The organism is Bdellovibrio sp. CKG001 (genome assembly GCF_055397465.1).
The window spans coordinates 1,181,765-1,196,603 of the sequence record NZ_AP029173.1; the positions used below are offsets into that span (position 1 = coordinate 1,181,765).

Annotated in this window: 16 protein-coding genes and 1 tRNA gene; 8 read left to right on the forward strand and 9 right to left on the reverse strand. The window is 48.0% G+C overall.

Features of this window, described 5'->3' with window-relative positions:
* Positions 1-4: 4 nt before the first annotated feature.
* Positions 5-1,285 (reverse strand): sensor histidine kinase, encoded by a 1,281-nt coding sequence (locus tag ACZ50P_RS05865; RefSeq protein ID WP_464134223.1) that lies wholly within the window; start codon positions 1,283-1,285, stop codon positions 5-7.
* A gap of 90 nt (positions 1,286-1,375) precedes the next feature.
* Positions 1,376-1,780 (reverse strand): J domain-containing protein, encoded by a 405-nt coding sequence (locus ACZ50P_RS05870; protein ID WP_464117621.1) that lies wholly within the window; start codon positions 1,778-1,780, stop codon positions 1,376-1,378.
* Positions 1,781-2,051: 271 nt separating this feature from the next.
* Between ACZ50P_RS05870 and ACZ50P_RS05875 the strand changes: the two genes are divergently transcribed.
* The 4 genes from ACZ50P_RS05875 to ACZ50P_RS05890 all read left to right on the forward strand — a co-directional run bounded on the left by ACZ50P_RS05875 (position 2,052) and on the right by ACZ50P_RS05890 (position 6,757).
* Positions 2,052-2,471, forward strand: coding sequence for an SWIB/MDM2 domain-containing protein (locus ACZ50P_RS05875; RefSeq protein ID WP_088565741.1), 420 nt, complete (start codon positions 2,052-2,054; stop codon positions 2,469-2,471).
* 106 nt (positions 2,472-2,577) lie between these two features.
* The gene (map, locus tag ACZ50P_RS05880; protein WP_464134225.1) at positions 2,578-3,342 is read left to right on the forward strand and encodes a type I methionyl aminopeptidase; all 765 of its coding nucleotides are present in this window, start codon (positions 2,578-2,580) and stop codon (positions 3,340-3,342) included.
* Between the two features lie 109 nt (positions 3,343-3,451).
* Complete coding sequence (gene ahcY, locus ACZ50P_RS05885) at positions 3,452-4,855, forward strand: adenosylhomocysteinase (RefSeq protein WP_464134228.1); 1,404 nt, start codon at positions 3,452-3,454, stop codon at positions 4,853-4,855.
* Between the two features lie 219 nt (positions 4,856-5,074).
* Positions 5,075-6,757: a thioredoxin family protein gene (locus tag ACZ50P_RS05890; protein WP_464134230.1), complete on the forward strand. Its 1,683-nt coding sequence runs from the start codon at positions 5,075-5,077 to the stop codon at positions 6,755-6,757.
* Positions 6,758-6,779: 22 nt separating this feature from the next.
* Here the strand turns inward: ACZ50P_RS05890 and ACZ50P_RS05895 are convergent, their stop codons facing one another.
* The 4 genes from ACZ50P_RS05895 to ACZ50P_RS05910 form a co-directional block, all read right to left on the reverse strand.
* On the reverse strand, positions 6,780-7,910 hold the full coding sequence (locus ACZ50P_RS05895; RefSeq protein ID WP_464134233.1) for a DNA alkylation repair protein: 1,131 nt from the start codon (positions 7,908-7,910) through the stop codon (positions 6,780-6,782).
* 15 nt (positions 7,911-7,925) lie between these two features.
* A complete protein-coding gene (gene orn / locus ACZ50P_RS05900; protein WP_464117615.1) occupies positions 7,926-8,447 on the reverse strand; it encodes an oligoribonuclease in 522 nt (173 codons plus the stop codon).
* Between the two features lie 86 nt (positions 8,448-8,533).
* Entirely contained in the window at positions 8,534-8,941 is a 408-nt protein-coding gene (locus ACZ50P_RS05905) for a response regulator (protein ID WP_464117614.1), read from the reverse strand.
* A gap of 110 nt (positions 8,942-9,051) precedes the next feature.
* Positions 9,052-9,327, reverse strand: a complete 276-nt coding sequence (locus ACZ50P_RS05910) for a heavy-metal-associated domain-containing protein (RefSeq protein WP_464134235.1) — start codon at positions 9,325-9,327, stop codon at positions 9,052-9,054.
* Positions 9,328-9,512: 185 nt separating this feature from the next.
* Between ACZ50P_RS05910 and ACZ50P_RS05915 the strand changes: the two genes are divergently transcribed.
* From ACZ50P_RS05915 to ACZ50P_RS05930, 4 genes are all read left to right on the forward strand, one after another.
* Positions 9,513-9,589 (forward strand) — tRNA-Asp (locus ACZ50P_RS05915).
* A 323-nt stretch (positions 9,590-9,912) separates the two neighbouring features.
* Positions 9,913-10,242, forward strand: coding sequence for a winged helix-turn-helix domain-containing protein (locus ACZ50P_RS05920; protein WP_464117611.1), 330 nt, complete (start codon positions 9,913-9,915; stop codon positions 10,240-10,242).
* Positions 10,239-10,481: a nucleotidyltransferase gene (locus tag ACZ50P_RS05925; RefSeq protein ID WP_464134237.1), complete on the forward strand. Its 243-nt coding sequence runs from the start codon at positions 10,239-10,241 to the stop codon at positions 10,479-10,481. Before ACZ50P_RS05920 ends, ACZ50P_RS05925 begins: the two co-directional genes overlap by 4 nt.
* Before the next feature lie 69 nt (positions 10,482-10,550).
* Entirely contained in the window at positions 10,551-10,799 is a 249-nt protein-coding gene (locus ACZ50P_RS05930; RefSeq protein ID WP_464134239.1) for a hypothetical protein, read from the forward strand.
* A 57-nt stretch (positions 10,800-10,856) separates the two neighbouring features.
* On the opposite strand, the gene ACZ50P_RS05935 is transcribed toward ACZ50P_RS05930, so the two are convergent.
* The 3 genes from ACZ50P_RS05935 to ACZ50P_RS05945 form a co-directional block, all read right to left on the reverse strand.
* Positions 10,857-12,164 carry a Na+/H+ antiporter NhaC family protein gene (locus ACZ50P_RS05935; RefSeq protein WP_464134241.1) on the reverse strand — a complete coding sequence of 436 codons (1,308 nt, stop codon included), beginning with the start codon at positions 12,162-12,164 and terminating at the stop codon, positions 10,857-10,859.
* Positions 12,165-12,188: 24 nt separating this feature from the next.
* The gene (locus tag ACZ50P_RS05940; RefSeq protein ID WP_464134243.1) at positions 12,189-13,931 is read right to left on the reverse strand and encodes a DEAD/DEAH box helicase; all 1,743 of its coding nucleotides are present in this window, start codon (positions 13,929-13,931) and stop codon (positions 12,189-12,191) included.
* A gap of 70 nt (positions 13,932-14,001) precedes the next feature.
* A complete protein-coding gene (locus ACZ50P_RS05945; RefSeq protein ID WP_464134244.1) occupies positions 14,002-14,817 on the reverse strand; it encodes an HRDC domain-containing protein in 816 nt (271 codons plus the stop codon).
* Positions 14,818-14,839 lie beyond the last annotated feature (22 nt).

The following is a 14,839-nucleotide window of genomic DNA, read 5'->3' on the forward strand; positions in this document are numbered from 1 at the left end:
CGATTTAATTGCTGACCTTGGTCAGAGGAAGTTTCAGGATGACTCGCGTCCCGCTGGAGGCGCAGGAGCTGGTCTCTTCGCTGGAGAAGACCTCGATGGTCCCGTCCATCATTTGCAGGTACTCCCGCACCAAAGGCATCCCGTAGCCAGTGCCTTTTTCGCCTTGAGTGCCAGGGCGGGTGGTTTGGGAATTCAGATTGAAGATGTTGGCCAGAATTTCTTTTGGAATGCCGATGCCATAGTCCCGGATTTCAATCACCACCTCAGACTCGGTGGGGAACGCGCGCAGTTCAATGCGGTCCCCGGGGTGGGAGAATTTAATGGCATTGTTGATCAGATTGGAAAGCACGACATTGCTAAGGATGGTCTTTTCTCCTTGGATTGGCATGCGCTCGCGTGAAATGTCCAATTGCAATTTGATGCCTTTTTGCTGGGCCGTAGCGACCGCGTTTTCATAGACCTCATGTAGCACCAAAGTAAGATTCAACGGTCTTAGCGGCATAACAGCTTTTCCGTCTTTGACAGACTTCAGGTGACGGACCTGTGCCAAAAGGTTGACGATGTCGTCCACGGCGCGCTCGATCTTATCCAGTTCCAAAGAGCTCAGGCTGAGTTCCTCGCGGTCCTCTTTGGCTTTAACCAGATTGTAGGTCATGGTCGAAAGGGTGTTGGCGATATCGTGGATCAGAACGCGGAGCAGATTCTCAATGTCCATGTTCTTTTCTTCCAGATTCTTCATCAGACTTTTCTCGCCGCGAATGTAGTAGTGAGTATTGAACCCTGAGAACAGCAGGAACAGAATGATGTTAAAAAGCTTCTCCTCGCTGTAGTCCCCGTACTGGGCGATGATGTTGGGGCCAAAGCCACTGACACGTGTATACCAGAAGAAGAGCAGGACCAGAATGACGATGGTATATCCCAGGACTGCGCCAGAGACTCCAATAAGAATTCCGCAGATGAGTGGGATGGCCGTCAGCCAGAAGATCCCCGGGGCGTCTATACCTCCGGAGAGGTAGAGGAAGTACGAGACGATAAAGGCAGCCATGACGCATAATATAGAGGCGGAGAGCAGATAGTTTTTGCTGAACTTCAGACTTAAGGGGGGGAGCAGGAGCAGGGTCACCCAGGTCGGGATCAGGATGGCGTTGTAATGGCTCACACCGTACTGATAGTTGAACTTCAGCAGGTAGACGAGGGTCACAGCCAGTCCTAGGAAGTAGATGACTTTAAAATAAGTCAGTCGCTTCTTGTAGGCGTCTTCGGATGTGAAACGTAGATCCTGCATGCCGCTTTTCCTGGTTGCTCTCACTATGCCATATCGGCGTAGGAACTCTAGGCGAAAGGAAATTTCAACAATGTAATCTTGTTTATTGTTTCAGAGTGAAACAAGGGGGCGAAGGCAGTTGTAGTGCTCTTTCAATGCCATGAACTGCTGGGTGTTGCCGCCATGATCTGGGTGTAGAACCAGCGCGGCCTGACGGAAAGCTTTCTTCAATTCGTTCGCAGTGAAACCTTCGGACAGATCCAGGATCCAGTTTTTTAGGAAATCAAAAGCCTCTTTTTGCGCAGGGGAAAAACTGTGGGCTTTGCGCTGGGGGCGCACTGTCGGACGTGGGTAGTGGCCGCGTGGAGTATTGAATTCGCGCTTGCCGATCTGACCCATCAAGTACGCAAGGTGAGAGGGGTCGGCACTGAGCAGGCTGGCTTCGGAGGCGTTCACGAAGGTTTCGGAACCCATTTTCTCTCTGAGAATTTGCTTAAAGCTTGCCTGAAAACTCATGCTTTTCTTATCGGCACGAGAGGGGAATGGCTCAGTCCAGAAGGTGTTTTCCCTGTAAAAAACCGACTTTTTCAGAGGGGGAGGGGGGCTTTTCCCAGGGGGGAAAGTCGTTCTCCGAGGGGAAAAGGGGGTAAAATCGGGTCTTTTCCGCTCTCTGAGCGCAAAAAAAATGATTTCCCATGCATTTTCCTTTGGACAAACGACTCGACTTAGATACACACTAAGTTCATTCGAGATAAACAAGACTAAAAACCTAACGGAGGAATTTCGAATGGCAAAAGCAAAAGCTACTAAAAAAGCTACTACTAAGAAAGCAGCTCCAAAAAAAGCTGCAGCTAAAAAAGCAGCTCCAAAGGCAGCTAAAAAAGCGGCTCCTAAAGCAGCTGCTAAAAAAGCAGCTCCAAAAAAAGCAGCAGCTCCTAAAAAAGCTAAAACTGCTCGTAAACCAAACGCAGCTTTCATGAAGGCGTTGACTCCATCTGCAGCTTTGGCAGCAGTTGTTGGTGCTTCTCCACTTCCACGCACTGAAGTTGTTAAAAAACTTTGGGCTTACATCAAGAAGAACAACCTTCAAGACACTAAGAACAAAAGAAACATCAATGCTGACGCTAAATTGAAAGAAGTTTTCGGCGGCAAAACTCAAGTTTCTATGTTCGACATGACTAAATTGGTTTCTAAGCACCTTAAATAGGTCTTAGGCTCAAATTGAGTTGAACACCAAAAAACCCAGGGCTCAAATCCTGGGTTTTTTCGTTTCGGCCTGTTCAAGGGGGGGGGCTTATGCTATACCATCCCCTATGGGAATTAAGCCGCTTTCTTTGGAAGAAATCAAAAAGATGACTGTTGCCTGCCGTATTGCAGCCGACACTCTGACCTACCTCGATAAATACATTAAAATTGGCATGACCACGAACGAGATCGACCAGCTTTGCTTCGATTTTATGGCCACCAAAGGGGCCAAATCGGCTTGTTTGGGTTACCACGGCTATCCTAAGTACACTTGCACCTCCATCAACGAGGTGGTCTGTCACGGGGTTCCTGATGACAAAACAATCCTGAAAGATGGCGACATCATCAATGTGGATGTAACAGCTTGGATTGATGGCTTTTTTGGCGACACCTCTAAGATGTACATGATCGGCAATGTGTCTGATGGAGCCAAGGACTTGGTGGAAACGGCTCGTATGGCCCGCGATGTGGGTATCGAAGCCATTCGTCCCAACGGCTATACCGGAGACATCGGCTTTGAAACAAACAAGCTGGTGACCCGCAAGGGATATGTGGCCGTGAAAGAGATCGGTGGCCACGGTGTGGGACGCAAGTTCCATGAAGAACCCTTTGTTCCATCCTATGGTAAAAAGGGCAAGGGCGAGCGCCTGGTGCCTTTCCACTGTATCACCGTCGAACCGATGGTGAACCAAGGGACGGACGAGATCATCGAGTTCGACATTCCGGGCTCCAGTATTAAGTACTACAATACCGCAGATGGTCTATTGTCGGCACAGTTTGAACATACGGTGCTTGTGACAGATACTGGATACGAAATTTTGACTCTGCCTTAGCAGGCAGAGATTGAGTGCCACTACTCCGGCGAAGCCGGAGTGTAGACAGGCACGCAAGCTGAAGCAGATTTGAAATTAAAAACTTAAACTAAAACAAGGACTTCAAACAATGTCATTGACTACGACGAACGGAAAAACCGCTATGAAGAAGAATGCGAAAATGAAAGCTCCTGCGATTGCTAAGGCCGCTACTGTTGACTACAGAGTCAGCAAAGAGGCGATGGAAAACCCTGAAGTGTTCGCAAAACTTGCGAAATGGGGTCGTGAAGAAATCAAGATTGCTGAAACAGAAATGCCGGGTTTGATGGCTCTTCGTAAAGAGTACAAAAAACAGCAGCCTTTGAAAGGCGCGCGTATTGCGGGTTGCCTTCATATGACAATCCAAACAGCGGTTTTGATCGAAACGCTTGTTGAGCTGGGGGCGGAAATCCGCTGGTCTTCTTGCAACATCTTCTCCACTCAGGATCACGCTGCGGCGGCTATTGCAGCTGCGGGCATCCCGGTCTTTGCATGGAAAGGTCTGACTGAAGAAGAATTCAACTGGTGCATCGAACAGACGATTGTTGGTTGGGGTAAAGACGGCTTCAACATGATCCTGGATGACGGTGGCGATTTGACGAACATGATGCACGAGCCTCGTTTCGCCAAAGAAATGAAGAAGATCATCGGTATCTCTGAAGAGACAACGACAGGCGTTCACAACCTTGAAGTTCTTTTGAAACAAGGTAAGTTGAAAGTTCCTGCGATCAATATCAATGACTCTGTGACAAAATCCAAATTCGACAACTTGTACGGCTGCCGTGAATCTTTGGCAGACGGTATCAAGCGTGCAACGGACGTGATGGTTGCCGGTAAAATCTGCGTTGTTGCAGGTTACGGCGATGTGGGTAAAGGTTCTGCGCACTCTTTGCGTGGGTTGGGTGCCCGCGTTCTTGTGACTGAAATCGATCCAATCTGTGCGCTTCAGGCGGCAATGGAAGGTTTCGAAGTAACCACTATGGAAGATGCGGCTCCGTTGGGTGATATCTTCGTAACAGCAACTGGCTGCTGCGATATCATCACTGAAAAGCACTTCACTAAAATGAAGAACAACGCGATCGTGTGCAATATCGGTCACTTCGATATCGAAATCGATATGGCTTGGTTGAACAAGAATTCCAAAATCCGCGAAGTGAAACCACAAGTGGACATCCACACTTTGAAAAACGGCAAACAAGTGATCGTCCTGGCTAAAGGCCGTTTGGTGAACTTGGGCTGTGCGACTGGTCACCCAAGCTTCGTTATGTCCAACTCCTTCACAAATCAGGTGTTGGCGCAGATGGAACTATTCAACAACCGCGACAAATACCAAGAGATCGCTGTTTACCGTTTGCCTAAGCACTTGGACGAAAAAGTGGCGGCATTGCACTTGGACAAACTGGGTGTGAAGCTGACGAAGTTGACTGGCAAGCAAGCTAAATACTTGCACATGAGCCCGCAGGGTCCGTTCAAACCAGAACACTATCGCTACTAATCCACCCGCTACGTGAAAGGGAGCCTCTCATGGCTCCCTTTTTTTATTCTTTTCAGTTCTTTGTGTGCTATCGCCGTTTTTTTCAGGTGCTGCGGAACTCAATTTTAAGTCCTAGGCTCTGCCCGCCAAGCTGGAGTTTTTGCTTCTTGTGATCTTGAGGAGCTTTTAGGATTGTCACGAGCGCAAGACGTGATAGGTTTTTCCGGGTAAGGAGAACTTATGAAAAGTCTTGTGCTGGTTTTCACAATGTTATTTTCTTTTGCGTCCTGGGCGCGTCTTTCTGACGGCAAGGTTTCTTTTGCAGTGTCAGGTGGAAAGATTCTGGGAACAATCCAACAAGGCTTTCATTTCAACAAGGACGCTCCGGCCAGCTTTGCCATGAAGGGGGCTGAGATTGCTCCGCTGGTCAAAGAAGAGCAGCAGTTGGTCTTTGCTTTACCCGCTAAAGAAAATGAAGTGTTCGAGCTGGGCTTCTATGTTTGCGATGACAAAAAAACTGTCTGTGAAGAACATAAAGTGGCTTATATCGTCGCAGGCGGAAAACTCAAAACGGCCAAAGAAGCTGCGAAGGTTGAAACAGCCAAAGTCGCAGCCGTCGTGTCCGGGAAGTCTTCAAGCAAGATTGAGAAAAATCATCACGGTTTTATCGTGAACGATCTGGAAGCCGCCAAAACTTTGGCGCTGAAATCCAGGAAGAACTTGCTGGTGGATTATGGTGCTCCTTGGTGCCCGGCCTGCGTGCGTTTGGGAACGGAAGTATTTGGCACGAAGAAGTTTAAGGCTGCTGCCAAGGACTATGTTCTGGTGGCTTTGAATGCCGACATGGCGGTGAATAAAGAGTTCGGTAAAAAGTACGGCATCAAGGCCATCCCCACTGTGCTGATTCTAAAACCCGACGGGTCTGAACTTTACCGCTCTTTGGATTTTGTTCCTGCAGATGAATTTGCAAAAAGACTTCAAGCCGCCAAAAAGAACCTGAAATCCAGTGAAGAACTTGAAAAGCTGGCTGCTGTCGGGGATAAGGCCGCGATGCTGGCGTTGGCGGAACAGGCTCGAAATGCTCTGGATTACGAAAAGGCTGTGAAGTGGTACGCGGCAGCTGGCGCAGAGTCGGATCGTTACGCCATGTCTGAGATGGGTTTGTGGGCGGACAAGGCCGAAACGGAAAAGAAAGACGCTGAATACTTGGCGGTTCTGAAAAAATGGTCTGAAGCGAAACCTCAAACATTCACAGCTGTGACGGCAGCGAACGACTGGGGTGGTTACCTTAAAAGAAATAAAAAGGAACTTCCGGCAGACTTAAAAGAAAAGTTGACGGCCAATATGGCATTTCTGAAAAAATTGGCGTCTTCAAAGTCGGACACCGTCAAATGGGTGGCCGCGTGGGATGTCAGCGCCATCAGCCCGGCGGAACGCGCCGAGGTTTTGTCGATGTGGAAGACGGCGGCGGATCTTTTGGAAAACAAAGAAGAGGCCATGCTGGCTCAAGGTGAGCTGAAAAAAGAAATGGCCACTATGAATCTTTCAGAAAAGCGTCCCGGCGAAGTGATGGCCGTTCTTTACTATTTCAGAACTGCCGAAATGCCCGCTGAAGAAGAAGCCTGGCTGCTGAAGCTGCTCAAAGAAGATTCAAGCAGCTATGTGCCTTATATGAAGCTTGCGAATTACTATGTTCGCCAAAAGGCCTTTGACAAGGCTTTGCCACAGGCAGAAAAAGCCGTGGAGCTGGGCGCGGACATGCGTTTATACAATCTAAAAACTTTGGCTGAAATTCACAAAGAGCTAAAACAAAAAGACCAAGCCAAAAAGACCATCGAGGTCGCTTTGGCCGATCCGGAAATTAAAACGGAGCGCTACAAAAATCTTCTGAAATCTTTAGAGGAAATGAAAAAGTCCCTCTAAAGAAAGGGTGCCTTGGCGCGTTTTACTTCAGCGTGAACGAGGCTTTCCCCAGACTTTTTCCGTTGACGAAGATCTCAAGAACGTGGGCTCCGGGATAAAGGACCCGCGTTGTCACCGGGCGGAAGGAATGTTTCTTGGTGAAATCCATTCGCTCTTTCGCCTTTAAGTCCTTGTTTGAAAGCTTAAAGACTTTGGCAGAATGGCTGCCATTGGATTTCTTATAGTGAATCGCATAGTCGACAACCACGGTTGCATTCTGCGCGCAGGACAGGGCGAAGCTGATCTCCAGATGACCGCCGGTTTTAACTGTCTGCGGGCTCAGCGTCAGGTTGTGCAGCTTCACTGCGGCCTCTGTGTGATAACCCAAAAGTTGCAAAGCTTTGGGATTGCCCGCTTTGACTTGTGTGCGTAAGGAGTGGCGAGTGATCCAGTTGATTTTCTCTTGATGTTCTTTCGGGCAATCTTTCAGCCAGCGCTTCAAAGTCTTAATCACCAGTTCGGGATGACTCTTGGTGATGTCGTTGAGGTGATTGGCGACGGATTTTCTGACGTACAGGGAGTCGTCGTATTTCAGCTCTTCCAAAAGCTCCAGGGCAGGGCTGGGGTCCTTAATAAAGCTTCGTAGCAGCTCGCCCCAAGGCAGACGGGGACGGGTGCCTTCTGAAACCCAGCGGCGCACATGTTCGCTGGGATCCTGGGTCCATAACATCAGTTGCTTCAGTGTGCGTTCCTGGTCGTGGATGATAAAGGGTCGGACAGCAAACTCGGCCGTGAATTTCTGTGTCAGCGTGTGCAGAGCATTCATGGACTCTTCAAAGTGCTCCAGCCCATAACGCTGCACAAACTCAGTGAAGGCCCAAAGATCAAAACCTTTTAAGGGATCCACGCCAGTTTTGGGTTTTGTGGCTGCTTTCAAAAGAATCTTTAAAGCTTTGGGATACTCTGCCGGCAGATGAGTTTTCAGGAAGTCACAGATCAGGCGCATGCGCGGCTTCATCTCAAGCTTTGGCAGTTCATGGCTGACTTTGATAAAGCCTTTGGAGTCGAAATGGGGATAGTGCTGTTGGATGTGCGCGGCCATTCGGCGAACCAGCGCCTCGTTAATCCAGTTTTTAAATGCAGATTCATTTTCAGTGGATTTTTTCTGAGGCATGGCTCGCTGAACTTTCTAGAACTTCAGGTTGTCGCAATAATGACGCAGTTCCTGGATGCTTTCACGAATGTCTTCCAGGGCGCGGTGCTTGTTGGACTTCTGATAGACGTACTTGAACTTGTTGTTGATGATCACTTTCCAGGAAGACACATCCACCATGCGGTAGTGCAGGCGGGCAGCCAGATCTGGCATGTACTTGTTGATGAACAGGCGATCCTGCATGATCGAGTTCCCAGCAAGAACGGGGCGCTCGTTAGGATCCGGGAAGTGTTTTTTCACCATGTCCACCAGTTTGGCTTCGACTTGATCTGGCTCCATACCGAACGGCACCTTGGCTGTCAGGCCGGATTTTTTATGGTGCTCGGTGTTCCAGGCATCCATATTGTCCAGATATTTTTGCGGTTGTTTGACCACGGTTTCAAAAGTGGCCAGTTCTTTGAAGTTTAGATCCGTGACGATGGCCGCCACTTCGATGATCACTTCCTTCTCGACATCAAGACCGGTCATCTCCATGTCGATCCAAAAGAGCTTATTCATGAGAGTATCCTATTCTAGAGCCACTAGATTCTTGATGGCTCGGCTGCTCTCATTATGAGGGAAGGGGCCAGCAGGAGACAAGGGGTTTAGGCCTTCTGTTGCTCCATCCCAGCTTTCAGGGCGCGCTCCACCGTGGTGATCAGGGCGTTTTCATCCCAAGGTTTGTCGATAAAGGCATAAACACCCAGGCGCTGGGCTTCAAGGACCATGTCTTTTTGACCGTAGCCCGTGTGAATGATGAACGGGATGTGCAGGCCGTTTTCACGCATCCATTTCAGCACGTCCAAGCCGGATTTTTTCGGCATCTTTTCGTCCGACAGAACAGCGTCGAACTGGTGGGACTTCAAAAGGTCGATTCCTTCAATTCCGTTGTTGGCACGATGAATTTCAGAAGCACTGTCTTCAAGTAAGGCGGAAAGGACCTCAAGAAGTTCAGATTCGTCGTCGATGATAAGAAGGCGCCCCTTCATGGGTGCGGAGGAGTTCGTAAGCATGTCCCCATTATGACAAAGAATGGTCTTGGGGTCATGGTCCTAGAGGCGAAAGAGTGGTCAATTTTTCTTGATCACACCCCCGTGTTCGGAGGTGTGATTCGCTTAAGAGCTTATTTGCTTTTTGTAGAGTTGGTGATCTTATACTCACCAGCCTTGGAAATCGCCGCCTGAATCTGATCTTGAGAAATACTCACTCCGGCTTTAGGGGAGATCACAACTTTACCGACGGTAACATCACATTTTTCCAGGCCTTCCATCGTGCACACCTGGGCTTTGATGGCACGAGCACAGGAACCGCAGTGCATGCCTTCCACATTGTAGGTGATGGTTTCGGCCAAAGCGGCCTGAGAGAAGAGTAGGGCTGTAGCTGCCAATAGCATTTTCATGGGGATACTCCTTAATATTTCCTGAGACTATACCCACTTTAGGGCCTTGAATAGGTGAAACTGGGGAGGTGGAGGTGGGTTTTTGCATAAAAAGCAGGCATTAAGCGGCTGGTTACAAGATTTTTAAAAAATCTTGTTGTATTGCTCGGATAGCTTGGCTATAAAAGATTCTCCAAAACGCCACTGGGGTGGTAGTTAAGTTGGTTATAACGTCCGCCTGTCACGCGGAAGGCCGCGGGTTCGAGTCCCGTCCACCCCGCCATTTTTTCTCTGAAAACATGGCCAAAATCACCGAAGCTAAGTCTTCGGTTTTTTTATGTTTAAATAATAAACAATAAATTATTTTCTTGGTTTTTCCCATCGGGCGGGGATCGCAACATAGCAGCTCGTTATCGGTAGGAGCAAAATTAAGAGTTCGATGAGTCAGAAAGTGGTTCATATCAACCATATTCTGGTAAGTTCTATTTTCCAGGGTATTGTTTTAGTCCTAAAATAGGTCAAAAAGGTCCTAAATTAGGTCTTTCCCTGTGGCTGGACTTAATATAGTCCTAAATTAGGACTATATTGCCCTAAATAGGGGTGAATATGCTCGCAGAGCTTTTTGGCAGTCAAACAACAGAGAAGAGTCTTCTATTTATCGCAGCCATAGGTGAAAGCTATGCGCTGGAAATCGCCAATACTTTTCAGATAAGTAAAACCCAGGTGACCAGAACTCTTCTGAAGCTGGAGCAAGCCGATATTCTAATAGGTCAAGAAAAGGGAAGAACGCGCGTCTATTCTCTTAATAAGACCTGGTTTCTTTCTAAAGAGCTCAACGCACTTCTGCAAAAGGCACTTTCCAATATTCCATTGGACCAACAAGAAAAGTATTTCATGAAGCGCATGCGTCCCAGAAAAAAGAATAAGGCTTTATGAAGATAACAAAATCAATGAACCGCAAGCAATTTGCAGCGGCCGTGGTTCAGCAACTTGAAAAGCACGGTATTTCTTGTGTGTTGGTTGGGGGAGCCTGCGTTTCAATCTATACTGAAGAAAAACATGCTTCGCGCGACCTTGATTTTATTTCGCCCTATTCTCATGAAGCCATTACAAAGGCTCTTGCCGCAATAGGCTTTCAGAAAGAGGGCAGATACTTTCACCATCCAAATTCATAACTGTATGTAGAGTTTCCATCAGGTCCCGTTGCAATTGGGGAACAAATTCCTGTAAAACCCGAAGGACAAATGAAAGTCGGTAAAATAACTGTGACGATGTTTTCACCAACCCAATGTGTGATGGATCGTCTTGTCGCCTGGTTTCACTGGAATGATCGCCGCAGTTTAATTCATGCATTATGGGTATGCGAGAAGCATTCTATATCGCTGGATAAAATTAAAAGATGGGCACAAAAAGAAGGGCATGCGGACAAGCTGGAGCAGTTTGTGTTGGAATATAAAAAGCTCAAGGGCTCTCGAAGTTCGCAATATAACTGAGTTCTAAATTCGTCCCATACGGCCCCTCTTTGCAGCGACGTAAAGTCCACCTGACGATCAGCGCTGACGCCAGCTTCTCCAGACCATGGAGGCAAATGTGATCGCTCCCAAAATATAGCAGTATTCAATACTGCCAGCCAAGGCCAGCGGGGAAAGCTTTGCCATCTGGCTGGCCAACAGAATCTGTGCCCCATAGGGAATCACTCCCTGGACGACACAAGAGAAAATATCCAGAATACTTGCACTGCGCGCCGGAGGCACGCCTTCGGCTTTGGCCACTTCCCGTGCCAAGTCTCCGGTGATGATGATCGCGACGGTGTTATTGGCCACGGCAAAATTGGCGATGATCACCGACAGACCGATACTGAATTCGGCCCACAATTTTTCAAGCTGGGGGCTGCGAAAGCGCATCTTTTTCAGAACGGATTTCAAAGTGTCGATGCCACCTTGTTCTTTCATCATCTGCCCCAGGCCGCCCATCATCATCGAAAGCAGGAAGATTTCCTGCATGTCTTTGAAGCCTGCATAGATGTCTTGTCCCAGGCGCAGGAAGGTGTAATTCGCGAAGAACAATCCCAGTGCCCCCGCCAGAAGAATTCCCAGGACCAATACCAGAAACACATTCATTCCCAGCAAAGCCAGAATCAGAACCACCAAATAAGGAAGTGCCTTGTACCAGTCCCCCGGAGCAACCGGCACGGCAGAGCCTGACTGAACAGTGAAGTAAAGCAATGTCATTGTTATAATCGCGGCCGGCAGACTCAGCCCAAAGTTCACGCGGAACTTGTCGCGCATAGAAGCCCCTTGGGATCTTGTCGCCGCAATGGTTGTGTCTGAAATAAACGACAAGTTATCACCAAACATGGCGCCACCGACGAGGGCTCCAAACACCACGGTCTTATCCAGACCACCCGAGGTCGCCAGACCCAAAGCAATCGGTCCCAATGCCGAGATTGTGCCCATGGAAGTGCCGATCGCAGTCGAAATCAACGCAGACAAAAAGAAGAACCCAGGCACAATCAGTGAGTCGGGGATCACTTTCATTCCCCAATATACTGTGGCGTCCACTCCACCGATGGCTTTCACAACTGAGCCGAAGGCTCCAGCCAGCAGATAGATCATACACATGGTCAGAACATTGTAATCTCCCAGGCCCTGAATGAAGGTTGTCAGCTTTTTGTCAAAAGTTCCTTTCATCAGAACAAAAGCCAAGATCACCGCGGGCAAAGTCGCCACAGGAGAGGGCAATTGATAGAAGGCGAAATCGACGCCTTGCCAGATGTAATAGAATCCACTTCCCAGGAAAACCGCTATGAAAGCGAGCAGGGGAAGAAAGGGTAAGATAGGACTGGTTCTGATTTTCATAATGTCCCTTTTAGTTTGGAGGAGTTAAGGTGTTAGTTCCTCAGCAAACACCTTTTCGGTGACCCGCCAGAACTTATCCTGCTTTCTGGCAATCACAAAGATCGGTGAACGGAAAAGCTTCTGGAATCTGATGACTTCCTGGGGGGTTGTCAAATCCACGGCCAGTTCGGGGCGTCTGAGGTGGGACCTTAAGAAGTTGATATTGAACTTCTTAACAGCCGTCGTGTTGTTGAAGAAGTGGACCTCGCTAAGATAATTGGATTCCACATCGTAATAGCGGATTTCCAGGTATGGATTAGAGTTTTTGTCCTTGCGCTCTTCAAATGAAATTCGGTCCGGGGTCATGACATGCGCATTCTTGGAAAGTTTCGCCTGTTTTAGCTTCGCTTCAGCGTCAATCAAAACGGCTTCGCATTTTTCACAAGACTTGGCGGTGATGTCGTTTTCACAAGAACAGTTATGACAAAGCTTAAATCTGAAGCGGAAACCGCAGGGTTTGATTTTTAAAGTATTTGGGTCTTGAGTAGCCCCTTTGCACTTTCTGCCAAAATGCTCAAAGACCACGCCGTCATCGTCGGCGTATCCCCAGAAATCATTTTCGAATGAACACTGGGGGCAAGTCACTTTGACCGGGACTGTATCTTTTGCAGGCCGCTTGTCGCTGATTTCCGGGGCATAGATGTCATGGCCCACGCCTGTATAATCCAGAACATAACAGTCTTTTTTATCCTCGGACAGTCGCAGGCCACGGCCTACGATCTGCTGATAAAGACTGTTGGATTCTGTTGGACGCAAGATTGCAATAACGTCGACATGAGGTGCATCAAATCCGGTTGTCAAAACGGATACATTCACCAGGTACTTGAATTTTTTCTGTTTAAAATCATGGATGATCTGTGCGCGCTCTTTGATGTCAGTGTCACCAATGACCACCCGGGCCTGATCCGCGGGCAGATAGGTCATGATCTCTTCAGCATGTTTGATGGTGCTGGCAAAAATCATCACACCCTGACGGTCGTACTTTTCGGTGATGTCGATGATGTTATTGATAATCAAAGGCGTCAGGCGTTTTTGGTTCTTAAGAACCTCTTCAACCTCGGCGGTTGTAAAGGCGCGGTCTTTTCCAAGAAGGTCTGAGAAGTCATAACAAGTGACCGGAATGTCAACTTTCACCGGAATGGTTAGATAACCATGGCGGATCATATAGGACAAAGGCAGTTCGTACACGCACTGCTTGAAGAATCGCTTTTGTTCAGTTTTAAGCTCGCCACCCTGATTGTATTCATAGATCCAGCCCAGTCCCAGTCGGTAAGGGGTGGCTGTCAGACCCAGAACACACAAAGTGGGATTGCGATCCTGAAGTTTTTTGACGACTTCCTGATATTGGGTGGCGCCCTCTTCAGCGACACGGTGGCATTCGTCGATAATCAGCAGTGAGAAATTGTTGAAGAACTCATCCGGGGCGCGGGCAACAGATTGCACGCTGCCGAAGATGGCTTTCTGGTCGTGATCTTTCTTTCCAAGGCTTGCGGAAAAGATACCGGCTTCCAGGCCATAGCTTCTATACTTGTCATGGTTTTGTTCAACCAGTTCTTTGACGTGGGCCAGAACCAGGATGCGGCCTCGGGCGATGCGGGCCAGTTCGGCAATGACCAAACTTTTTCCCGCGCCCGTCGGCAATACGATGACAGCCGGTTCCCTTGTTTTTTGGAAGTACCGGATGGTATTCGTAACGGCTTGTTGTTGATAGTCACGCAGTCTGTACATGAGGCCACATTACAGGATTACGCGGAATGTATACAAGCTCATTTCAAGACTTGGGTCCCACCGGAATCTCTTAAGACCGGAGGCTGCCCGAATTTCGCCTTTTCAGCTCTTCTGTATTTGATTTGTATTTACAGATAACTTCCAGGAAATGATCCCCGTAAAGTCGAAGCTTTTCGGATGTTACTCCAGTGATGCTTGCCATTGTCTGGGCATCTTGCGGCATCCGTCGGGCCATCTCTGTCAGAGTGAAATTTTTGAATACCAGATAGACGGGGATATTTCTTTCAAGAGCCAATCTTTTTCTTTCTTGTCTCAGATCGTGAAAAAGTTTTTTAGAATAGTCATCTGATTGCTCAGGATGACGGATCTCTTCTTCTTTAAGCGAGAAAGTATGTCGGACTGGTAATGTGGAATTGTTCATTTTAAAGCCGGATGGATTTTCCAAAAGGATGCCGTTGTGCTTCTCTCTGAGCAGCCGCTTTTGCTCTTCAAAGCTTGGATAGCAACCGCTTTTCTTTTTCTTCCAATCTAACCAAGCATGGAACAATTCGTGTTGATATCTGTCCATCACACACAGGTTAATCAGTCTGTTGTCATATCTTTTGCCATTAATGTGATGGACGACTTCGTTAGGGAACAAATTACGATTTAAGATTTTTTTGGCAATGTATCTATGCTCGTATTCGTAGGTCCCTTTAAGGATGATATACCCTTGTTGGTCTTTAGATCCATCTTTTGAAAGACTTCGTTTGAGATAGATTATAAAGATGAATGCAGAGATTGTGGCTAAACCAACCCAGAATAGTCTTGAAAATAAGCTCGTTCCTGAAATGAAGATCATCGACATCGCAAAGACCGACGTGAATAGGAAAAGAATCGTGTTCACCAGGAGCTGCCAGAGTTTTCGT